The following is a 22531-nucleotide window of genomic DNA, read 5'->3' on the forward strand; positions in this document are numbered from 1 at the left end:
CCAAGTGATACTAGGTCATTTAAGGTTAACCTAATGGCTTGCAATCACCGTTTTTCCTTGCCCCCTTATGGGCGCACAATATCGCCATAACACGCTTGATATGGTACGGCTTCTGGTCTAAGGCAATGGTACATTCCTGTATGTTTCACTTTTTGATATTGTTGTTGTGAAAATTTGATTGCTAATTCTTTCGTATACTTACCACCATTTGCGCCAACAAAATCAAAAAATCCTGTCCCGAAATTGTAAGCTTGAAGGGCTGTTTTAATATGATCCATGTCCCCTGGACTCGTTACTCCGGCTCTTTCTATCGCATGTTTAAACTCCTGTACACCAGCCCAAATACTGTAGTCCGGATCTGTAATACAGTTTGGTGATTTACAATATTTCGTATTAAAAGCGCCTTCGGAACTCTGCATCGGATCACTACCACGTCCTCCGCTCTCTTGCATCATTTGAGCAAGCATTAAAGCAACAAACGGTTCCACGCCAAAGGCTTTCGCATGCTTCCGAATCGTAGGTTCCCATTTTAGAACTTCAGGTGAAACATTCATGACTTGCCCTTCACCTGTATACGTAATATCCCCTGCGTCCGTTCCACTTTCGCTCCCCATTGCCGCAATAAAAATACTCATAACTCCAAGTAAAAGAAAAGAAAAAAGACCCATCACAAGTAGCGCTAAAGTGATGAGCCATTTCTTTGGTATAACCTTCAAAACTAGATGCATGGTATTAAGCACCTCCCCCGAATAACATCAATTCTTCATCTGTTACTTCTACATGAAAATGAATGTTTTTTACAGCCCCAATACTTAAGATGACATCCCCTGTTGGCAAATGTGGAATCGCTGCAATCTCACTTTCACTTAACTGTCCTGCAAATACTTTTCGTAACATATCTAAACTGTTATTATCTTGCTGCATGATAAATTTGTACTGTGTAAGTTCAAATAGTTTTTTAATTTCATCAATCATTTCTTGTGAAGAACCTTCCGGTACAAAATCACGAATTGTGTGACTTGCATATAAAAGCCCTGCAAAGTATTTTCGATCTTCTCGGCTAAGTTTCGTTAAAAATTGTAGCGCATGAGCGCTTTCTTTTTTCGTGTTGATGATATGATGAGCCTCGTCAATAATAATGAAATAACGAGTTACATCTTCAAAAGCAAGTTGCTTTTTGTTAAAGGCTTTTAATTGAGGCGCACCATTTGAAATCATTTCATCCCAAAGGAGATTTAACACATTAAAGATCTGTGCCTGGAATACTTCTGGTTTAAAGCTGGATATATTCCGTAAGGAAAAGGATACAACTTGTTCTTTCTTGAACTCTTCAATTGTAGTATGACCATCAAATAATTCTGCATATGCTTCTACTAAATTTGTAAGATTTAATTCAATTAATTCTAAACGATGAATTCTACTGTCTCCTAAATTATCATGATGCTTTCTAGCTTCTACATCTTGATATAATTCTTTACGAACAAACATTAAAAAGTCAGAGAAAATCGGATATTCTTTTGATTTTCTTGTTGTAATTTCATTTTTCGCTCCTTTTTCGTCATTCCATAATCCCATACGAATATATAATTTACGAAGCAAATTTTCATATTCTTTAATTTCATCATCTTTTGCCTCTGGCGCAATGAATCGATAAAAAATTGTCAATTTAGATAGATGTTGAGTGAAACTAACTTCTTCAAGTTCTGCTGTTTTGTAGACTTGAAGTGGGTTAATTTGACCTTGAGAACCGTCTAATGAGATGGTCTTTCCTCCTAGTTCTTTCACTGTATCTGTAAACTCTTCTACAACATCAAATATCCGAACAAAATGACCCTTACTTGCATAATCCACACTTTTCTTTTTTAACAATGTTGATTTCCCCGCACCAGACTTCCCAATCATTACACCGTTATAACTCTTTCTTTGATTGTCTTTGTGGAAGATATCAAAAATAACATTTCCTTTTGTTTTCGTTGTTCCATAATACGTACCGTATGGATCGTGCAAATAGGAATAATGAAACGGACACCCACCAGCCAAACTGACTGCCGGAATTTCTTTCCCTTTTCTTCGGTTCACATAATTTTTTTGTGTATCAAAGCTCGTTACGAGTGCATCCCATTCATACTCTTGTTCATTTAAAAAGACAGCTCCTCGAAAATTATAAGATTCTAATGTTTCCAGGATCTCTTTTACTTGTTTTTCTAGCTCATCTATTGTTCTAGCGGAAACATAAATACGAATGTGAATACGTTTCATGACCTCACCTTGTTTCAAATCCGTATAAAGAGCTTCCAGCTCTAAAAATTCATTTTTTGCATCGATCCGATCTATATTATCCTTTGCTGTATCATGCCGAACGCTTTGCTCACTCATGGATTTATTAATTGATTCAACAACTTCATTTCGATTATCACTCATGACATCTAATGTTGTGATCACATTTGGCATATTCATAATTTGCTCTAACCAAAAATCATTTACCTCTGTTGGATAATCATAGACATGAATGCAAGTACCTAATCCATCACCTGTTTGAAAATAACTTTCTTTAAAACTAATTCCCCCTTGTGGCTGAACTCTAGCCACTAAAAAGGGGTTGTAACCTTTCTTCTTTTTTAGTTCCTCTTGTTTTTCTTTTTTAGATTTTTTACTCCTGAACGCAAACATATTGTTGCCCCCTTACTACCATATATTTTTCGTTCCTAATTTTGCATTTTGATTAAACAATTTAAACATAAGCTCTAACTTTTTCTCTTCATCCACCTCTAATAGTTCCGTAGAGCGTTTGATATATCGCTTTGCTGCATCTACACGTTCTTTTACGATTAACTCCGTTTCTCCGTAAATAAATAAGAAGGCTTCCCGATTGGTTCTGCCCCATTCTAAAAACTGCAGTTCTTTTAACTTTTGATTTAAAATTCGTTCATACAAAGGACTGGTACATTCTTTAATTTTCTTCTCAATATATCGCTGTTGTTCAGTTGTTTGACATGGGAAGTTTAAAAAAACGAGTTTTATGGACTGTTTGTATGCTTGATAAAAATACGCATGTGAGAAAATGACAAATGCTTGTTCATCGCTATTCTTAGAGAACATATCATCACCTTCCACTTGAAGAATTTCTAAAAACTCCTCATTTTTCAGTTCAAATATGCCATCCTCTGTCATGTCTACAATTTGCATAATATCCGCAATACTTTTCTTTACCTTTGGTGGTGCTTCTTTCTTTTTTCTAGATAAAAAACCTAACAGTTTTGGATTTTTCTTTTTCGAAGCGTCTTTCTTTGGCTTTTCTTTCTTCTTTTTTTCTACCTTTGGTTCTACTTTTGGTTCTACCTTTGGTTTTTCTTCTTTCTTTTTGTTGGGTACCACTCTCACAATTTCTTTTGGTTCAGAAATTGATTCTTTTACATTTTTTTCGTTAAATCGAAATGCATTTTTCTTTGGTCTCTCTAGTTGTTTTGGCTCTTCTTTCTCTACATCTTTTTCGCTGAATAACGCCATATGTGATCCCTCCCTTATTGATCGTTATCAATGGCGCAATATGCACCTTTCCTTCTTAGCAATGTAATAATCAATACTTCATACATTCGTTTTTGAGGATTCGTACTTGGTCGCCAAATCATGATAATTGCAATAGCTACCATGAAAAGAATAAATGGTAACTGAAAGGACTCATGTACGAAGTTCCTAAGAATCATTGTTACAACTAATAAACCAATTAATAAAAAGAAATCTATTAAATAAAGCACTTTATTAATCCGTAATTCTGTACTGATTTCCTTCGGAATCCGATAGCTTCTCATCGGGATTCCCTCCTTTTCGACAATAAAAAATAAGCGTACGATTACGCTTATTTTTTATCTGTATTGTTTTTATTTTTGTTCACAATATCTCTCCAACTTTTACTCGTGTTTTGCCCCATCTGATAAAAACGCTTTGTATTCTGTACCGTTTCCGAATTATGAATGCGTTCTTGCACTCCTCTTACCTTTTGTTTCACCGATGATGTCGTATGTTTAACTTTTTCGGTTGTATATTGTCCTAATGTCCGTGTTTCTTGACCTCTACTTGCTGCCACTTCTTTATCACTTTCATAAGTAATAATTGGGCTACTATGTGTCACCGTTACGATGTCGGCTGATGCCGGGCTTCCTCCACTTGGTACTGGTACTGATCTTGGTGTTTCTACTGGTGCCGGGCTACTTCCGCTTGATGCTGGTCTTGGTGTTTCTATTGGTGTTGGACTTCCTTCACTTGCTCCTTGCCTTACTGTTCCTGGTGTTTGATTTCCTTCACTTGCTCCTTGTCTTACGCCTCCTGGTGTTGGACTTCCTTCACTTGCTCCTTGCCTTACTGTTCCTGGTGTTTGATTTCCTTCATTTGCTCCCTGTCTTACTGTTCCTGGTGTTTGATTTCCTTCACTTGCTCCTTGCCTTACTGTTCCTGGTGTTTGAACTCCTTCATTTGCTCCTTGTCTTACTGTTCCTGGTGTTTGAACTCCTTCATTTGCTCCTTGTCTTACTGTTCCTGGTGTTTGACTTCCTTCACTTGTTCCTTGTTTTACTGTTCCTGGTGTTTGAACTCCTTCATTTGCTCCTTGTCTTACTGTTCCTGGTGTTTGACTTCCTTCACTTGTTCCTTGTTTTACTGTTCCTGGTGCTTGACTGCCTTCACTTGTTCCTTGTTTTACTGTTCCTGGTGTTTGAACTCCTTCATTTGCTCCTTGTCTTACTGTTCCTGGTGTTTGACTTCCTTCACTTGTTCCTTGTTTTACTGTTCCTGGTGCTTGATTTCCTTCATTTGCTCCATTTGCTTTTCCAGCTTCTTTCATTTCATCTTGAAGACTTGTTGTTCCCGATTCTTGCCCATTCGCTACCCCAGGGTTTTCGTTCCCTCCTTTTTTCATGTCTTCTTGAAGTGATGGCGTACCACTATTCTTTTTATCTTTTTCCTTATTTAAGTTGCCTTTTTCTTTTTCCTTATTTGCTTCATCATTTCCATTTGCTTTCTTCTCACCAGCTTTTTTCATTTGATCTTGTAATGAATCTTTATTTTCAGACTCATTTCCATTTTTCAAGCCACTTATGAGACCAGCCATTCCACCTGTTGCCATCGCTGCCGCACTTGCTGTTTTAGCTGCTGCAACACCAGTTCCTTCTGCTGCACCTTTCGCTCCTTTTCCAATCATATTTCCGAGACTCTTCATTGGTTTTGAATTTGCGAGACTGCCAATTCCTTTACCAAGTGCGAAACCACCTACTAACATGCCCCAACTGCTTTTTAACCCAATATCTATACCAAATAACCTTTCTACGACTGACGGTCCATCTAGTACTGCCATACTAAATGCCGCTAATGCAATCAGATACGGTACACCATTTAATTTGTCATGAAGAAATGCCGTCCCAATTAGATATAGCTTCAAAGATAGGAATATCATAATCGTTGCTATAAATATATTGAGGATATTAGATAATACAGCTTTTAACTTTTGACCATTCGCAACATCGGCTGGTGCTAATATGTTCGCTAACAAGTAGTTAAATGCTAATTCATAAAATAACCTAGCTAGTTTAATACTCACCAATAACAACGTTAATCCTGTTATCAGTAAAGTAAAGAATATATTCCAGAAATTCCAATGCCAGCGATAATACTTTTCTGGAAAGAAATCAAACCATCCATCCTTCAATTCTGCTAAAGATGCAACTCCTAACGCATCCATTACTCTTTTATTTTTCAAAATTTTCTTTCCGTTATCTGATAAATCTTTGTCCTTTGTAAATTCAAAATCCTCATCTATTTTTTCAGTAATATCTATCTGTCTAATATTTTTTTCAGGAATATTATTTTTCGGATTCATATCTTCTTTCTTTTTCCATCCGTTTTGATCTATTACTGCAACATCCGTTATATTCTTCTTAATAATTTCATCACTTAAAGAACCCTTTTGTTCAGATTTCACAACAGCTATGGCATCATCGGTGAACTTATCGACCCTTGTCATACCAGTACTTAATAAACAAAGTACACTCAATGTTATGAAAATATTAATGATAATTTGAGAACGATTCATTTGTTTGTTCATAATAAACATGTAGCCAATATATAAAAACGAAATGGCTAAAAGAACGACAAACAATGGATATAACATATCAACAAAATTTTGTATTTCCGGTGAATTAAAGAATCCTTTAATCCCCAGTATGGCATCTGTCACACCTTCTAAAGCATCTACAACTAAAGATAAGCCTACAATTAGGAACCATCCTAGCCAACGCAATACATAATTCACGATGTCTCCTACTTGAAGATAATCCGAGAACGATTCTAAAACCTTTAAAATCTCTTCATCTTTCACTATTTACCCTCCTCTCATGCTTGCTATTGCCCTAATACTTCTTTTGCTGTCCAATTCACTCTCTCATTTAGTCTGTCGATACGAATAATCAATTTCCCTTTTTGTTCCCGATCTACTGAAAGGAAAAGAACCGCATCTTCTAGACCAAGAATGACCTCATTTTCTTCTGTCACAAATGGCGAGTAGCTATCTAAAATCAATTGCATTTTATCCGTTATTGTCGGTACACCCATTACCTCTTCCCCCTTTATATTTGGATTCAAAAAAGCACTCAATCATTTGAGTTCTTTCTAACTTGTTACTTGTTCTTTTTCTTCTAAATCACGCAAGATTCGATTAATCTTGTTTTCAACTGCTTGATAAACACTTTTGTCGATGTGGTCATTGTGAGCCAACATTTGAAATTCACTGTAAAACTCGCCCATTTCTTGATTTTCAACTTCATCTATTGATTTACCTAATTGCGCTAAAAAGAACTTATCAACCAATTTCAAAACTGCTAGATCAGATTCGAAAAATTCATTAACCGTTTTTTCTTTCCAATTTTCAATGGAGAGGAAATTAAACGGGCTATCTTCCTGCTGAAACGCCTCTTCCGGAATCTCTTCATCAATTCCCATCATTGTTGGTTCTTCTACTGGCTGCGGTGTCTCTATTTGGGAAGAAGCTTCTTGTTCTTGTACTTGTTCTGGTTCTAATGTCTTTTTCTCAATTTGTTCTGCTTTTCTCTCTCCTAGAAAATCTACAATGAGTGATTTTGGATTTACATCATCATGTAGAGAATCGATATCTATATCTAAAATAGATTTATCTGTATCGAACTCTACTCCTAAGTACTCCCATCTGTATTTTAAGGCTGTTTCCCCCGTATTATAAATCGGGCGAGGTCTGATCCGTTTTCTGTTATTATCCTGACGTTTTATGACACGTATAACGGCACTTTCTCCTTCTTTAAAATTCATAAGTTCATTTGCTGTTAACAATGGTCGTTGATCTAGACCTTCCGTTTTATTTTTATCAGTAGAAAGACCTTTTCCACTTCGGGAAGGTAGGTTAATTGTCTGATTCCCTAGTTTTTTGGACACTTTTTCGGCGGTTTCTTGATCGTTAGTTAGAATGTAGATGGTATTCCCACAGTTTCCATCAATCGTATCTGCATCCTCACCATACTTATTTTTCAATTGTGCATATGCCTGGATTACAAGGTTAAAGCGAACATTTCTACCAAGACAAACCGTGATAATATTTGCCATTCCTTCAATACTCGGCATATTTCCAAACTCATCTAAGCAAAAAACCACTTCACGGTGACATTTCCCTCCACGAGCGAGGGATGCACCCTTTGCCAATATAAAATAAAGCTGCCTTACAAAAATAGAAGCAATCACATGATTTGAAGAATCAAAGTCTGGTGTAATCATAAAAATAGCAACTGGTTTATTGAAATAATCCACTTTTGTTATTTTCATATCTTCATGTTCTTCTACTACTTTAAATTCTGTATGACCCGTTTTTTCATCTATTTTTGTAATGAAAATAGATGTTTTCGTTTGAGGATTTTCCTTTTCATTACATTGAATCGTATCTCCAACTTGTATTACTTGCTTAAAATCTAATGCAAAACGTCCTGTAATATCTGCCTTGATAGACTCCTTTGAGCCATCCGGAAATATAATTTCTACTCGTTTTCTAGGTGTCACTTTTCCTTTTATCGTTTTTCCAAAACCGACACGTTTTAAGTCCACACTATTTTTTGCTGTCATTTTAGCTATTTCATCAAATGTAAAAATAGAAAGTCCGTTCATTGTTTGGGTAAAAATTCCGCCTCGTGTCGTTCCTTTTGAGAAGTTTGAGGTTGCATATTGCATCTTCGCAACACTATCCGCTGGTAAGCCTTCAAAGTATAAATCTAATGCATTTTGTGGATCAGCTTCCGGATCTACGATTACCTCTTTTGAACCAAGCTCTGATAACATATTTGCAACTGCATACATTGTGATTTTTTCTTCTGTACCCTCCGCAATACATTTATCTGTAACGGCTAATATCATGGCGTTACACAAGCTCATAGCGCACTGTTGCCAAAAAGGATCTTTTACAGTTGGATTGTAATACAAAGTGTGAGAAAGTGTTTTACATAGCGCTTGCGCTGTTGAATAATCTCCATCTTTATAAGCATCTTTGACAAGCTGCAATAAGTTATAACTCATAGAATCAAGTGGATTTAACAAGTTCAAAACTTCAATGTGATACCCCCTTTTTTCCAGGGTATCTTTCGATGCCGTAAATAGTTCCCCTTTTGGTGTATTAATAATTAAAGAAGGCTGATGCTCCGCCCTGGAATAAACATCAATTGTAGGAAATACATAAATTTCCCCTTTACCAGAGCGTGTTGTACCAATAATTAAATTGTTTACCGGACTATCATCTATAAATACCTTGTCACCTAGTCGGGAGATAACAACACCACCGCCACCTTTAAATGATTCCTTTCGATCTGGTACAGCTCGATATTGTTTTTTCAACTCTTCAACTGTTGTAAAACGACTAGACCCTTTCTGATGATTATTTAAGTTTTTAAAGGAAGATTTCAATTTGTACACTGTTCTCGCTATAGTTCCAATCACTACAAGGAAAACAAGCAAGTAGTAAATTGGATGCTCTGCAATTGGCATCTGAAAAAGAAATCCTATCTCCATATGAAATGGTTTTGGATGTAATAAATCACTAAATGTTGTTTCTATCAGCTCTAAAGATAAGTTGAGTAAAAAATTAGCGATCAATAACATTCCAACAAACAAAAAAGCACTCAATGGAATGAGTACTTCTTTTTCAGCTAATTTATATTTGATTGATATCTTTTCACTATACATATCAAAGAATCACCTCTGTTCAATCCAGCTTCAAATTAAAAAGGTACTCTTTTTATGAGTACCTTTTTGGCAAAATCAGTTGTTTTCTCTTTATTTACTCGCTACCATCTTTTCATTTTGTTTCAGAACTGGCTTTTCTTGATTCGTTGTTTTCTCTGGTTCTGTTGGCTTTTCTGGTTCTGTCGGCTTCTCTGGGTCTGTTGGTTTCTCCGGATCTGTTGGTTTCTCTGGATCTGTTGGTTTCTCTGGATCTGTCGGCTTCTCTGGGTCTGTTGGCTTTTCTGGTTCTGTCGGCTTTTCTGGGTCTGTTGGTTTCTCTGGATCTGTCGGCTTCTCTGGGTCTGTTGGCTTTTCTGGGTCTGTTGGTTTCTCTGGATCTGTCGGTTTTTCTGGTTCTGTTGGTTTCTCTGGATCTGTTGGTTTCTCTGGATCTGTTGGTTTCTCTGGATCTGTCGGTTTTTCTGGCTCTGTTGGTTTTTCTGGCTCTGTTGGTTTCTCTGGATCTGTTGGTTTTTCTGGATCTGTCGGTTTCTCTGGATCTGTTGGTTTTTCCGGATCTGTTGGTTTTTCTGGATCTGTTGGTTTTTCTGGCTCTGTCGGTTTCTCTGGATTTGTTGGTTTTTCCGGCTCTGTCGGTTTCTCTGGATTTGTTGGTTTTTCCGGCTCTGTCGGTTTCTCTGGATTTGTTGGTTTTTCCGGCTCTGTTGGTTTCTCTGGATTTGTTGGTTTTTCCGGCTCTGTTGGTTTCTCTGGATTTGTTGGTTTCTCTGGATTTGTTGGTTTTTCCGGCTCTGTTGGTTTCTCTGGATTTGTTGGTTTTTCCGGCTCTGTTGGCTTTTCTGGTTCTGTTGGTTTTTCCGGTTCTATTGGTGGCTTTGGTTTTTCTGTCCCTGTATTTTCCGTATTACCATTCTCACCCTCCGTTATAATTGGTGGGTTTACAATTGTATCTGGTTTCTTCTCTGGTGGAAGAATATCACCTATACTCGCTACTGAAGAATCAATATTTTGATCACCGAATGCAAAATGATCTCCATTCACGGTGACTTGTGGCTTATTATCCGTAATAGCTGCAATCACATTATCTTTTGTTGTATCTTGAAGTGTTTTATCTGTTGTTTCTTTGTCAAAGAGTGCTAGAACACGAGAAGTGGTGTCATCCCCATTTTGAAGATTACTTACAATAGATTTTTCTTTAAAATTAATTTTTGATTTATCCAGCTCTTCGAGTACATAAGCAACTTCATTATCCTTACTTTGAATTGCATTCTCTGTAATTGCTTCAAAATCTTGTTTGTTCAGATCTTCTTTCTTTTCCTCCGGCTTATTCTTATCTACTTTTTTTGTAATAGCTGATTTACTTTTTGATGAGTCCTTACTTCCAAACCAACTGCAACCTGTCGTACTTAATATCAATGAACCACCAAGAAAAACAATTCCCATTTTTTTGTACAGATTCTCATAATTTAAAGGCATGTTATTCTCTCCCCCTTAGATGTTCTGTAGATCTTTATCAATTTTTTCAATCTTAGCTTTCTTTTCTTCTTCACTTATCGTAGATTGTTGAATATCTCGTTCCTCTAATTCTTTGACCTCTTTCATTACATTTTTATTTCCTTGCGTTTTAGCAAAGGAATAACAATCTTCATATTTTTTTAGATTTACAAAAGCTTCAACAATGAGTTTTTCACGTCTACCGTCCATATTGACTTTCCCCTTAAGCTTAATTACCTCCTCATATTTCTTATTAAGTGCTGCCTTTTCAAAGTTGATTACATCATTTTTGACATCAATTTCATTGATTTTATTCATGTTGTCTATCCCAATAAAATAAGCAACCACACTTTCTGCAAATTTCGGCTCATATTGTAATGCTTTATTTGCCTTTCCGTTTAATAAATAAGTAAATAAAACTGCCTTCTGACTATCTTTATCTAATTCTGTGTAATTGACCTTATCGAAGTATTTAACGGCTTCTCCATACTGCTGAATGGCTGCTTGTTGTAATCCTTTTACTACATATTGTTCAGAGCCAGCATTTGCGCTCGAAACTGGTTCAGAAGAGAATAACTTGAAGGCAAATATGGCACCAGCTCCAATTAACACCACGCTTCCTATGACACTCGCAATAATCTTGAATCCTTTTCTATTTTCCTTTCCAGGCTTTACTAGCGTTTTTACTTCATCCGCTGGACTATAAGAGGGTTCTTCCTTCCTTTCTGATGATTCTTCTTGATATTCATATTCTTCATGAAAAGGAGAATCATTGATTTCTCTTTCTAATGTTTCTAACAGCTCCTTCTTTTGTTCCTCTTGTTCTGGATCTAATTGCATCACATTCATTTTTTTAGAAATGTGATCAAAAATGTGATCTGCATATCTCGAACCAAGTGATAACGTACCGTTATAAATTTCATTAGAATGACCATCTAACAAATCGAAGTCAATATGTTCTTGCCGCCCTGCCTCTCTATAAACTCGTTCTAATCGCTTCGTTAAGATATAAGCTTCATGAAACGAATATTGCTTACCCAACTCAATTTCTGTTCCATTGCTACTCTTAAAAATGACAAACATGGCTTCTCCTTTCTTCCGTTTAATTTAAATTCACTTCAACTGATCTCTTGAATTATTATTTTCAGCTTTAATGGTTGCGTACTTATAATAGATACAAAAAACAGATACCAATACCCAAATAACGATGAAGAATACTAAAGCTCTTAACAGCCCTTCTGTTGTTGGTACTGTCATGATCGGTTGTATATTACCAATAACCGAAACGCTCTCCAATACACTTGGTAATCTCATAATTAACACCCCGATTGCTTAATAAAACTAAAATTCTATGAAAAAAAGGCAACAAAAAAAGCCATACCCTTTGCATAGCCTCCTCATTGCCTTAATTATATTTTTTCACTATTTCATCCAGAAAAACGGGAATAAGATTTGACCAAATTTTACATTGCTATTTACGCTCTCTGCTAAGTATTGGCATCCCATTACAATAACGAGTCCGGCTGCCCCACCAAGAAACCACCATATACATTTATGTCTTCCTCGTTCACCGCCCCAAATTAGTAGATAAGCGCCCCAGCAAAAGACAATCGCTGTACTAACCATTGCCCCTCTTTGCATCCATGCAATAAATGAATTCCCTGTATTAATTAGACCGTCCATCGCATCACCTAACACTAACATTTGAGATAATGTTTCCAACATTGACATATACATTCACTCCCTTTTCATTTTTAAGTGCTTATACGTTACTAAGCTGACTTGATTCATTCGCCTTGCTGTCTTCTTTTACTTCTGTTGATGTTGCCTTATAAGCTTGTAAAGCTTTCATTACTAAATCTTGATTTTCTTCAATGTATTTCTGATGATGTAAATGAAGCCAATGGTTATAATCCTGACCATTGGCTCTTAATAGGTTTGCTACCATATCTTTTTCTTTTTTTAATTCCCTCTGTGTAATCGCCACTATATCACCACCTTTCAATGATTATGTGATTACTTCTGATATTGTTCTTTGCAATTTTTAACAAAAAAACTAATTTCTTTTTCAAGCTCTGATGCTTTAATTTCTGACAGCTTAATATCTTTTTTCGGCTTTCCTTTTTCATAGTACGCAAGAGAACTTCGTCTTTGAGATAGTCCCCAATCATGAGGATTGCTGGTACCTGGTATATCCTCACGTTCTTCATCTAACTCGTGTACTTCAACATTTTCTTGTTTAGCTACTTTTTTTACAAAATGAAGCCAATCTTCTCGCTTTTTCTTGTCAGCGCTTAACATAACAAAACCTGTGCCATCTTCACTCATGAACTTCTTCATTTCTAACGGACTAAGTTCCATTACTTCCCCTTTTCCCGAACTAAAGACAAATGTTGAACCAATACCAATTGCAATTAACAGTCCAACAACAGCGGAAATGATCCACCCTTTACGACTCATGCATGTTCCTCCCTATGTCATATTTTTATAAGCGATTTTGAAGTGTGATGAGACACTTTTAAACTCCAACATCTGTCTTTATTTTATAACATTTAAAGGAAAGTGGGATAGAAAATGGAAATATCATTTATGGCTGGAATGACGAACCCTGTATTGGCATGCGTATAGAGACTAATCCCGACCTAGCTTCTATATGCCCAATACCGCACTACGTATTTTGGCGTGAACGTAGAACCTTATGTATCTACTGTTGTGATGTTCCTCGCTTCTTCAGAATGTCAAAATGGGATATTCCTCACGAGTACTGACACAAACAGGTCTTTGATACAATGCATTTCCCAGTGGTCACAGATGAGTTTTACGATCTTACTCACCCAACGATAACCGTATACCTAACCCTTCTAGTGACCTTTCGAAGGGAGGCACGCATATATATTGAAAGTCGTATACTATCCTTCTAAATCATTACTGAAAGGAAAAGATACGCAATATATATCTAAATTTTCAAAGAGCAACTTACTTTGTGCTATGTTCTCAGCACACTTCAAAATCGCTTTTTTTATTTACACTTTTGTTTTACAGCTACTAATTCCGCATGTTTATTTTTTCGTTTAGCAATTAAGTTTTGATGTTCATCTCTAACCGAGCGCACTTGATAATAAATTTGAGCCACCTTCTCAATGCTTCCTGTGCTATTTTCAATTGCTATCGTGCCTTTCAGTTCGTATGTTTTTCCATCAAAAGTTTTAACACTATGAGCTTGTGATGCCGCAATATCATAAAATGTGAGTCTTTTTTCTTTTCCCATATGAACGCCTCCTATTTTTGATAAAGAAGGGAGAAAAACGCTTCTCCCTTGTCTAGTTTTCTAGCCATCTAGATAGGATGAAATAGTGAACGAGTGCTTCATATCATGCTAGGATTGTTGTGTTATACGAGGTTATGATGCGTTGCGCTGCTTCTTTTCCGTATATGTGTTGTAATGCGGATTGAGATTCAACAACGATTGAATGCTGAATGTGGTATGTTGCGCTTTCTTTTAAAAACTGCTCCATATGAGGGATTGGGTACAAATCATATTGATGAAATACCAGGTGAATCGGTCTTATATTCTTGCATTCTGTTAGATATTGAAGAAAATTTGATAATGCTTCTCCTCTCTCTTGATACGTACTCGTTTCCGTTTCTACACTGATGTACACAACGGATTTTTGTTTTAGATCCATTTGTAGTGTTCCATAACCAGTTAGTAAATCATGTTTGATGATTTGATATCCTTGTTTTCGTTTTTCTTGATGGGTATCTTCATAAAAGATGCCTTTCGGATCAAAAATGAAAATAAAATCATCTGTTGTTTTCCTCACACCTTCTATGACCGTTTTATAAGCTCCAAAACGAGCTTTTATGACACCTGCAACCTTTCCCCCTTCATTCAGTTCTTTCAACGCTCTAATCACCTTTGTATACTTCTTAGCTACGCCTAACATGTATTGCACTCCTTTCTATTTCATTTCCCTCTTCTGACTACTACTGAAACCAAAAATACTCTTTTTGTTCCCCTTGCTTTTCACGTTGATGTTTTTCAAGAATGTATAGCAAAGTGATAGTTATCGCATCCCTTGTTTCTTTTGAATAAAGACCTAGCTCATGGAAGATATGATAAGCTGGATGCTCATTCTCGAGCGAATTTACTACCTCTACCAAGTTTGCTTCACTCTCATACATTTTTTCCGTGAACTCAATAACTTTTTTCACATCTAGGTAATATAGGTTTTTATGCCGTTGATCCAGATACAAAATAACTCCTGCCAATAATTTTGTAGCGGATTCTATCCAATAATCATGTTGCTTTAATGGCTTAATTACAGTTTGAGCGATTGAAATTGCTTGCATCAATTCTTCAGGTAACCAAGCACTCTTGCGCTGCATAACGTCTTCCCCAGGTTTCCCTAAATTTTTCAGTTTACCGACGTAGATTTCTGGCATTTCATTTCATCTCCCTCTCGGTTTCTTATATCTTGCTCCCTATCCAAAAAACAACTGTCCAAATAGGAATTACGAGTATGCATGCATTTCGAAATCCAATAGCAAAGCCTAACGAATTTTCATCTACTTCACTAAAATGAGCTTCATATTCTTTCATATTATAATTGAACTTTCTTACGGTTTCTTACTGCAAATACGGCTCCAATTAAGCCAAGTACGACACATGCAAGAGCAATCCATTTTATGTATGGATTTTCGGCTTTACCGCCTGTTGTCGGTAGATACGTTTCGATTTTCTTTGGTGTTTGTTCTAGTTGTGGTTTCTCTAGTTGTGGAATGACAGGTTTTTCGGTTACTTTTGGTTGTTCCGGTACCTGTGGTTGTGGTGCTTCTGGTTGCTCTGGTTTTTGTGGTATTTCTGGCTGTTCTGGTTTTGGTGTCTCTGGTGTAGGTGGTGTCGGTTTCTTCTGATCCTTCACCGTGTGCTTAATAATTTGACCATCCTCTTTAATTTCAAAAGAGAATATTTCTTCATTCAGTAAATAGCCGTCTGGTGCGAATGTTTCTTTATACGTGTACTTTCCATATGAAAGCTTGAATTTTGCAATGCCGTTTTCATCCGTTTTGCCTTTTGCAACTTCTTTTCCTTGTTCGTTAAAGATAGTAAATTCAGCGTTAGGAAGTTTATTGTTGCCATCCGCAATATCTACCTTGCTAATCTCCAATTCTCCTGTGATGTGCTTATTTTTCGCTGTTAGCATGATTGTCTTTCCTTGTTCCGAGATACTAAAAGGAATAGATTCTTTCGTTAAAACATAGCCAGTTGGTGCTTGCTTCTCAACAAATGAGTATGCTCCAAATGATAAGTCTTTCACTTCAATCAAACCGTTTTTATCACTTTTGTGTTCACTTATTTTCTTCCCTTTACTATCTTGAAGAACGAACACTGCACCTTCTAATTTTTTATCTGGATTCTCTCCATCTACTTTTAGAAGTTGCACGTTTCCTTTTACTTCTTTATTTTCGACTGTGAATGTTAGCGTTTTTCCTTGCTCTTTAATCTCGAATGGATATTTAGTTTGATTAAGAAGGTATCCTTCTACCCCTTTTGTCTCAACAAAATAATACTTTCCATACGGAAAATCCTTCACTTGTGCAATCCCTTGCTCGTTTGTAATTGTTTTTGTGACTTCTTTTCCCTCTGCTGTGAACACTGTAAACTCTACTTTTGAAATAGGCTTTCCGCTGTCACTTAATTTCTTAATTTCGATACTCCCTTTTACTTTATTATTTTGTACTGTAACTCTTGCAATCTCACCTGTTTTAACTTCAATCTGTTGTGGCTGTTCATTCATTACATAACCAGTAGGTGATTTTACCTCTTTAAGAGTATAAGTTCCGATTTCTAAACTAGAAAGGCTAGCAATTCCTTTTTCATTTGTAGTAATAGTACCAACCTTTTCATTCGTACTATTAAACACATCAAATACAGCACCTTGTAATACTTCTTTTTGTTCTCCTACTTTAATAACTTCTAATTGACCTACTGATTTCCAACTCACATTTAAATCCGTACTTACTTTTTCTTCACTACGCTCTAATAGTACGGTAGCATCTTGAATTTTATCAGTTCCTTTGTAAGCAACTGCATGTAAATTGACTAGGTTAGAAGTGATTTTTAAGGAAAGGTTACCTGTATTGGAGGATTTCGGAACCAAAATACGGAATTTCTCTCCCAATTGGAATTGTTCTTTCATTTCTCCATTCTCAGCAACAATTTTTGTACCATTCGGTGCATTTTTAAGGTTTACAGTGAATACACCATTTTTAGCGTTACTTTCTACTTGGTACAAACTCGTTTCAAAGTACTCACCATTAAGTTTTGCTTCTTGTTTATCAGTTGGAATTACATTCATGTAAGTTTCTTGTGTTGCGTTACTATGATTCACCGCATAAATAATCGCCTTAGCTGCTTTTTCAACATTAGCATTACGATGCTCAAGCTCCAAAATAGATAATTGTCCTAATGCATTCCAAACCGCTAATTGCGTTGCATAATGAGCTTCCTTCCAATTCGAAACACCTAATTCTTGTGGAGATTTCTGTGGGTATCCATTCATTAAAATTCTATATACCACATTATCTGTTCGCCCTACTTCTGGAAGATCCTCACCATTCGGTGAACGTAGTCCATATGTAAGACAGTACGCAATTTGCCCATTAGAATTTTTGAGGGGTTCCGTTCGAACATCTTTCCCATATTGATGGCTATAACTCCAATCCATTTTATATTGCTCACGCTGAATTACTTCAGCACTTACCTTAGTAAACGGAAATAGGAAGTTTATTGCTACAAGAAGCGTACTCATTGTAATGAGTAGCATTTGATACGAACGTCTCAACATGACTAACAGCTCCCTCATATGGTATACAATTTTCAAAGATCATCAAAAACCGAATTTTCAGTTTTATTAACTTGAAAAATACTAATTAAGTTATCCTTTTTCTGTATTGTTCATTTACAATATAGATGTATAATTATTGTTTAATGAGTAAATGAAATTTGTTTCATTCTAATCTTGCTCGATAGTACGTAGCAAAAAAAAGTTTTTCAATCGGTTCATTGAAAATATCGGCAAGAAGTTTGGCCCTATTTTCAATAACTCCTTTTGTACCAGTTTCAATGTGATACAGGGTTTTCACGGGTATTTCAGAAGCCTCCGACAGCTCTTGAATTGTTAACCCTTTTGATTCTCTAATATTGCGTATAACAGTCAATTTCTCACCCCCTTAATCACATTCTATTCTCCTTAAAGTAGAATGTCAATCCTTTCGGGAAACTTTTTTATCCCAAAGGTGAATAAATCGATTGGAGTGAAATAAATGATACAGAATTTTTTCGGGGAAAATGTTAGAATTCTAAGAACACTTAAAGGATTAAATATGAAGGAACTTGGTGATGTTTTAGGAGTCGCTAGTAGTACTATTTCCAACTGGGAAAATAACAGGAAAGAGCCAAGTTTTGAAACGCTCCAAAAGATCTCCATTTATTTTAATGTAAGTACTGATCGACTCCTAAATCATAAAATTGGTGATAGTGAAGCTCTTACAACAGAAGATCGAAAAATAATTGTAGAACGTTTAGCCCAAGATTTGTACGAAAGTTATAAAAATGTTCCTGATAAGGATAAACCACTATTAGAAAATGAATTGATTGAGTATGCAAAATATTTAACGCATAGAATTGAGACTAAAAATAAACTAAAAGATAGCTGAAATCCATTATTCTTCTTGAAAGTTTCCAATTAACAGTAATAATTAACGATAAGTTTCTAAAATTTGATTGTCCTGGTCAATCATTTCATTAAACCATTCTTGATTAAGATTCATTTTGTAACCCTCCCGTATTTACGTGAATTTTTTATATTTTCATGTGTTAGTGGCACGAAATTTTTACGCTTTTAAATAATGAACCACCATTATAAAGTACGAAAGACGCTACCTTTTAGTAGCGTCTTTCTTGTTTAAACGGCTTAACCACCGCCGGGGTCGACCATTCTTTGCATAACATATTTATTTGTATCTTGCACTTTTGCATGTTGTGAATCTGGTGTTTCTAATTGAAAAAACGATGTCAATAGCATTACGGTATATAACGTAACCGCTAAAAATTTATTCACTTGACTTCACCTCTTCTTTTAATAGCTCTTTCTTGACGTATTGCGAATAAAATATATTACCTGTCAATTCAAAAGATTCTAATGATTCTTTTAATCCTATTATATCATTATTTATTTTCGAAAACGAATACTGTTGAAAAGCCGTGAATTTTTTGCCATCTTTTCTCAGTTCTTCATATAGCTTAATTCCTGTTTCCCTATCACCATGCATACATTCAAAAAAAGCTTTCTCAGATAAATGAATAAGATCAAATCTTATCTCATCCAAATTAACACCATTTTCTATATATAAATGCGCTAGTGTAGTATGAAACGCTACATATTTTTGTGTTTTTTGTGGAACTTGAATACTTTCACAAAGAGAAATAGCTTTCTTAATATACTTCTCAGCTGTAGATGGGCATTCAAATGTGAAACTTTCTCCTAAACAACACCAAGCTGTAGCTTTAATAATAGAAATATCTAATTCAGAATCCAGAATTTCATAGCATGTATTGCGACATCTTTCTAAGTCATTTCTCATTAAGTATATATAAGCCAAACGCTCTTTATATTTCATTTCCAAGCATTGCTTAACGTACTCTTGTTTTATTTCTTTTAAAATAACATCTGTGCGATCAGCATAAGGGATAACAGCATTATAATTTTGCTTATCATACATAGCTTCCATATATAAAATGTTTACGGCTGCTTGGCACACCGTATCTGAAGAGAAATCTTTAACATACATCTCATCCAATAGTTGCTGACCTCTTGCTATGTTTTGATTCCTTTTGTTCTGTATTTTATAAACCGCTAAGTACTTCTTTAATCCTTTTGTATCTGAATGTTTTTCTATAATATCTGCTATTAATTTGTATTCTCCCATTGCTTGGCAATAGCATAATGCTTTTTGTACATTTAATGGTGTTTTACAAAGAAGAATATATTCATGAATGATTTTTCCTTGCTCTTCCGAACTATCACAAATGGCTTGAACTAACCTTAAGAAAATCTCAAATTTAAACTCTTCTGTTTTACATTGAAGTCCGTTATCAATTGTTGTTTTACTTGTTCCAATTTCCTTTGCTAGTTGTCTACTACTTATTTTCTTTTCAGTTTTAATTTCTGACAATTTCCCCATTAAATTCTTCAATGTAAAGCCCCCTTCCAAGCACAAGACACATCACCCAATATAAATTATTAAAAAGACATTTTAATCTATAGTGTAGTATTTTGATATATTCTTGGAGGTTAATAATTAATTTTTATAATCGGGTAATCAAAACTTGTCATTATATTATATAACTTAATATTTTTCTCATAAATTGTATAATTAGAAATATTTTAACACGAAGGCCTTATAGTTATGTGTAAAGTGCTCATTATAAAAATTTTATATTTATCAGAAAATTAAAAATTTAATAAGAAAATACAAACTTTTAAATTCAGATATGCTTTTAGAGTGAATATATCCACATGTTTTTTACAGATGGGATAGCAAATGCTACTTGAGGGGATTGATATTATTTTAATAACAATATAAGATAAAAAGAAAGATTGTATTTTGAAGAAAAAATGTTTTTTTAAATATGTAGACAGAAAAAAACCCCACTATACTCAGTTTTAAATTGGGCTCTAGTTTGGCGACATGAACCAATTTAAAACTCCTAGAATAGCAAGGGTCTTATTTAACATTTTTAATGTTCACTTATGACGATAATTATAACATAAGGTGAATTTAATGTGAATAAGAACCTCTATTTTTCCATGTTTTTTCTGTATGTGTTTAGTGGGAGAAATTGGAGGTTTTTTTGTGAATTCACGAAACTTTTTGTTAAGTCGAGCAAAAGCGGAACTAAGTCCCCACATTCATCACTTATCTAAAACTCCTGGAGCTATCAATCAAGAAATCAAGAAAATAATTTCTTATATTGATAGTATTGTCCTAGAGTGTGAAGGTGCTACCGCAAAAGATTATCTTACCAAAAGGAAATACGAAGCTTTAGAGACTGTTTTATCTTATTTAGTACAAGAAGGCTATAGTCAAGTTAGACAAGAACACATCAGCAAAAAATCTGGGATTTCAAAACCTATTATTAATTACGTTTTTAATTGGCTGCAAGATTTAGGGGTATGCCAACAAATAAAGGTAAGACGGCATGGAAAGATCGCCCCCTCTGTTTACATCTTAACAATACATAATAACTATTTAAGGATTGTTGAATATTTCAAGATAAAATGGGCTGTAGCAATTGATGTTTGTGCTACTTTTACTAGATTTTTAAAGAACAAAATTAGTAAAAGTCTGATGTAACAGATCCCGAATTTATGCAAAAGAACAATTTTAAACCTTCACCTTCCTTAGATTTTTTCGGCATTGAAGAGCAATCAAAACCTGCTGTCAATCATGAGAAACAAGGGAAAAATAATAGATTACAAAACTTAAATGATTATTTGAGTGAAGATCAGAAAAGAGCGTATTACTACATTTTGAGTCAAGAGCTAACATACCTATCTGAAACTGATGCGTATACAATTGCCTTAAGATTGCCACCGGATATTGATCGCTACACAAGATGGGATTTTGAAGAATGTGTGCAATGGTTCCAGTTTAATAAAGCTGAAAACAGTAATCCTGCACATTTCATAAAAATGTTTAATCAAAAATCTAAACAGAAGCAAGAACGTAGAAAACGTAATGCACAAAATACAAGCTCACTCTTAGATACAACTAATAGTCATACATTTGTTTTCTATAATTTTTTAGAAGAACACGATTAAAATCAAAAAAATCCAATTACAAATAGCCTTGCTGAAAAAAACATATACAGCAAGGCTATTTGTAATGTCTTCCTATAGTTCTTTATAACCTTGTTGGTCTTCAATCAAACAACTCATAAATCATATATATTTTCTATGTACTATAATTTTTTCTTTTGAATTCAACTATAAAATTTAAACCTTATGAATCCAGTATATTCAATTATTATTTACTAAACTATTTACTTAGAAATTTACTAAGTAAAAATCTCCAATACCTTGATACAATAACCATTATGGCCCAAATATTAATTCTAATGTTTTTATTTATTTTAATCTCTAAAACAAGATTTATTAAATATAATACTTTGCATCTATTTGTAACTTTTTAGGGAGACTTAGCATATTTTCTAAAAGATTCCCTAATTTTTTATATAATTTGGCATAAATCATATTTTAAACAATCGATTAAAATATGATTCTATTAGTTATATGACTACATTGGCCTTTTGTTATTCATCAAAATTGTTCAATAATTCAATTGATTTTTTCTAAATTATTTATGTTCTTTAAAATCTTCGTACTCATTGATTTCACTCTTTAAAAAGTATAATAAGTTATTTCACGCATTGTCTTAACAACTGATTTCATTATACAAGCGTCTTCGTCCCCCTTTTCAACTATTGTACAATCTACATTTTGTTCTAACATCTGTTCTATTACTTTTAACGACTCTTGAAATCCTTCACCCTAATTACTAATAAAATTAATAAACGTCTGGATCTATTGCTCCCCTTTTCATCTTCCTATACATATCTACATTTCATATCAAATTTATGATGTATATTATTCAGAAATCTGGTCCATACTAATACAAGTAAAACCTCAAATTAAGTTTTTTCAGCTATAATTATTTGATATTCAATTAA

The 22531-nt window shown here is 34.8% G+C and carries 19 protein-coding genes and 2 pseudogenes; 2 read left to right on the top strand and 19 right to left on the bottom strand.

Translation table 11 applies throughout. The features are described 5' to 3' along the window. Positions 1 to 74 precede the first annotated feature (74 nt). The 18 genes and pseudogenes from MRP26_RS29540 to MRP26_RS29625 form a co-directional block, all read right to left on the bottom strand. Positions 75 to 728, bottom strand: a pseudogene (locus MRP26_RS29540) (lysozyme family protein); the annotation flags it as partial. 4 nt (positions 729 to 732) lie between these two features. Beyond that, the gene (locus MRP26_RS29545; RefSeq protein ID WP_242807403.1) at positions 733 to 2670 is read right to left on the bottom strand and encodes a VirB4 family type IV secretion system protein; all 1938 of its coding nucleotides are present in this window, start codon (positions 2668 to 2670) and stop codon (positions 733 to 735) included. A gap of 15 nt (positions 2671 to 2685) precedes the next feature. Further along, positions 2686 to 3507, bottom strand: coding sequence for a hypothetical protein (locus tag MRP26_RS29550; protein ID WP_001173334.1), 822 nt, complete (start codon positions 3505 to 3507; stop codon positions 2686 to 2688). A 14-nt stretch (positions 3508 to 3521) separates the two neighbouring features. Beyond that, on the bottom strand, positions 3522 to 3809 hold the full coding sequence (locus MRP26_RS29555; RefSeq protein ID WP_001258281.1) for a DUF5592 family protein: 288 nt from the start codon (positions 3807 to 3809) through the stop codon (positions 3522 to 3524). A 47-nt stretch (positions 3810 to 3856) separates the two neighbouring features. Then, positions 3857 to 6367, bottom strand: coding sequence for a pLS20_p028 family conjugation system transmembrane protein (locus tag MRP26_RS29560; RefSeq protein WP_242807405.1), 2511 nt, complete (start codon positions 6365 to 6367; stop codon positions 3857 to 3859). A 23-nt stretch (positions 6368 to 6390) separates the two neighbouring features. Continuing rightward, on the bottom strand, positions 6391 to 6600 hold the full coding sequence (locus tag MRP26_RS29565; RefSeq protein WP_000538815.1) for a hypothetical protein: 210 nt from the start codon (positions 6598 to 6600) through the stop codon (positions 6391 to 6393). 57 nt (positions 6601 to 6657) lie between these two features. Continuing rightward, entirely contained in the window at positions 6658 to 9240 is a 2583-nt protein-coding gene (locus MRP26_RS29570) for a VirD4-like conjugal transfer protein, CD1115 family (RefSeq protein ID WP_242807406.1), read from the bottom strand. Positions 9241 to 9330: 90 nt separating this feature from the next. Continuing rightward, positions 9331 to 10716, bottom strand: a complete 1386-nt coding sequence (locus MRP26_RS29575) for a hypothetical protein (RefSeq protein ID WP_242807408.1) — start codon at positions 10714 to 10716, stop codon at positions 9331 to 9333. Between the two features lie 15 nt (positions 10717 to 10731). Continuing rightward, positions 10732 to 11817 (bottom strand): hypothetical protein, encoded by a 1086-nt coding sequence (locus MRP26_RS29580; protein ID WP_242807410.1) that lies wholly within the window; start codon positions 11815 to 11817, stop codon positions 10732 to 10734. A 30-nt stretch (positions 11818 to 11847) separates the two neighbouring features. Continuing rightward, positions 11848 to 12048, bottom strand: a complete 201-nt coding sequence (locus MRP26_RS29585; protein WP_242807412.1) for a hypothetical protein — start codon at positions 12046 to 12048, stop codon at positions 11848 to 11850. 108 nt (positions 12049 to 12156) lie between these two features. Then, complete coding sequence (locus MRP26_RS29590; RefSeq protein ID WP_000062187.1) at positions 12157 to 12465, bottom strand: hypothetical protein; 309 nt, start codon at positions 12463 to 12465, stop codon at positions 12157 to 12159. Positions 12466 to 12496: 31 nt separating this feature from the next. Beyond that, entirely contained in the window at positions 12497 to 12721 is a 225-nt protein-coding gene (locus MRP26_RS29595; RefSeq protein WP_001018798.1) for a hypothetical protein, read from the bottom strand. A 29-nt stretch (positions 12722 to 12750) separates the two neighbouring features. After that, entirely contained in the window at positions 12751 to 13194 is a 444-nt protein-coding gene (locus MRP26_RS29600; protein WP_012263729.1) for a hypothetical protein, read from the bottom strand. A 559-nt stretch (positions 13195 to 13753) separates the two neighbouring features. Further along, entirely contained in the window at positions 13754 to 14002 is a 249-nt protein-coding gene (locus MRP26_RS29605) for a hypothetical protein (protein ID WP_000514061.1), read from the bottom strand. 103 nt (positions 14003 to 14105) lie between these two features. After that, positions 14106 to 14681: a type IV secretory system conjugative DNA transfer family protein gene (locus MRP26_RS29610; protein WP_242807414.1), complete on the bottom strand. Its 576-nt coding sequence runs from the start codon at positions 14679 to 14681 to the stop codon at positions 14106 to 14108. A 40-nt stretch (positions 14682 to 14721) separates the two neighbouring features. Continuing rightward, positions 14722 to 15180: a type IV secretory system conjugative DNA transfer family protein gene (locus MRP26_RS29615; RefSeq protein WP_214632342.1), complete on the bottom strand. Its 459-nt coding sequence runs from the start codon at positions 15178 to 15180 to the stop codon at positions 14722 to 14724. 158 nt (positions 15181 to 15338) lie between these two features. Beyond that, a complete protein-coding gene (locus tag MRP26_RS29620) occupies positions 15339 to 17585 on the bottom strand; it encodes a SpaA isopeptide-forming pilin-related protein (protein ID WP_242807416.1) in 2247 nt (748 codons plus the stop codon). A gap of 163 nt (positions 17586 to 17748) precedes the next feature. Continuing rightward, entirely contained in the window at positions 17749 to 17958 is a 210-nt protein-coding gene (locus MRP26_RS29625; protein ID WP_000216138.1) for a helix-turn-helix transcriptional regulator, read from the bottom strand. Positions 17959 to 18063: 105 nt separating this feature from the next. On the opposite strand from MRP26_RS29625, the gene MRP26_RS29630 reads away from it, so the two are divergent. Further along, positions 18064 to 18456 (top strand): helix-turn-helix domain-containing protein, encoded by a 393-nt coding sequence (locus MRP26_RS29630; RefSeq protein WP_098818479.1) that lies wholly within the window; start codon positions 18064 to 18066, stop codon positions 18454 to 18456. Between the two features lie 396 nt (positions 18457 to 18852). On the opposite strand, the gene MRP26_RS29635 is transcribed toward MRP26_RS29630, so the two are convergent. After that, complete coding sequence (locus MRP26_RS29635) at positions 18853 to 19983, bottom strand: AimR family lysis-lysogeny pheromone receptor (protein ID WP_242807431.1); 1131 nt, start codon at positions 19981 to 19983, stop codon at positions 18853 to 18855. Between the two features lie 639 nt (positions 19984 to 20622). On the opposite strand from MRP26_RS29635, the pseudogene MRP26_RS29640 reads away from it, so the two are divergent. Further along, a pseudogene (locus MRP26_RS29640) lies at positions 20623 to 21623 on the top strand (Replicase RepFR55). The last annotated feature ends 908 nt before the right edge of the window (positions 21624 to 22531 follow it).

This window comes from Bacillus sp. CCB-MMP212, assembly GCF_022748145.1.
In the GTDB taxonomy this organism is placed as follows: Bacteria; Bacillota; Bacilli; order Bacillales; family Bacillaceae_G; genus Bacillus_A; species Bacillus_A cereus.

What these genes read in the sequence shown, in the direction of transcription:
- MRP26_RS29545 (WP_242807403.1), bottom strand. Translation starts at nt 2,670, where the DNA reads ATGTTTGCGTTCAGGAGTAAAAAATCTAAAAAAGAAAAACAAGAGGAA.
- MRP26_RS29550 (WP_001173334.1), bottom strand. Translation starts at nt 3,507, where the DNA reads ATGGCGTTATTCAGCGAAAAAGATGTAGAGAAAGAAGAGCCAAAACAA.
- MRP26_RS29555 (WP_001258281.1), bottom strand. Translation starts at nt 3,809, where the DNA reads ATGAGAAGCTATCGGATTCCGAAGGAAATCAGTACAGAATTACGGATT.
- MRP26_RS29565 (WP_000538815.1), bottom strand. Translation starts at nt 6,600, where the DNA reads ATGGGTGTACCGACAATAACGGATAAAATGCAATTGATTTTAGATAGC.
- MRP26_RS29570 (WP_242807406.1), bottom strand. Translation starts at nt 9,240, where the DNA reads ATGTATAGTGAAAAGATATCAATCAAATATAAATTAGCTGAAAAAGAA.
- MRP26_RS29575 (WP_242807408.1), bottom strand. Translation starts at nt 10,716, where the DNA reads ATGCCTTTAAATTATGAGAATCTGTACAAAAAAATGGGAATTGTTTTT.
- MRP26_RS29580 (WP_242807410.1), bottom strand. Translation starts at nt 11,817, where the DNA reads ATGTTTGTCATTTTTAAGAGTAGCAATGGAACAGAAATTGAGTTGGGT.
- MRP26_RS29585 (WP_242807412.1), bottom strand. Translation starts at nt 12,048, where the DNA reads ATGAGATTACCAAGTGTATTGGAGAGCGTTTCGGTTATTGGTAATATA.
- MRP26_RS29590 (WP_000062187.1), bottom strand. Translation starts at nt 12,465, where the DNA reads ATGTCAATGTTGGAAACATTATCTCAAATGTTAGTGTTAGGTGATGCG.
- MRP26_RS29600 (WP_012263729.1), bottom strand. Translation starts at nt 13,194, where the DNA reads ATGAGTCGTAAAGGGTGGATCATTTCCGCTGTTGTTGGACTGTTAATT.
- MRP26_RS29605 (WP_000514061.1), bottom strand. Translation starts at nt 14,002, where the DNA reads ATGGGAAAAGAAAAAAGACTCACATTTTATGATATTGCGGCATCACAA.
- MRP26_RS29610 (WP_242807414.1), bottom strand. Translation starts at nt 14,681, where the DNA reads ATGTTAGGCGTAGCTAAGAAGTATACAAAGGTGATTAGAGCGTTGAAA.
- MRP26_RS29615 (WP_214632342.1), bottom strand. Translation starts at nt 15,180, where the DNA reads ATGCCAGAAATCTACGTCGGTAAACTGAAAAATTTAGGGAAACCTGGG.
- MRP26_RS29620 (WP_242807416.1), bottom strand. Translation starts at nt 17,585, where the DNA reads ATGTTGAGACGTTCGTATCAAATGCTACTCATTACAATGAGTACGCTT.
- MRP26_RS29630 (WP_098818479.1), top strand. Translation starts at nt 18,064, where the DNA reads ATGATACAGAATTTTTTCGGGGAAAATGTTAGAATTCTAAGAACACTT.
- MRP26_RS29635 (WP_242807431.1), bottom strand. Translation starts at nt 19,983, where the DNA reads ATGGGGAAATTGTCAGAAATTAAAACTGAAAAGAAAATAAGTAGTAGA.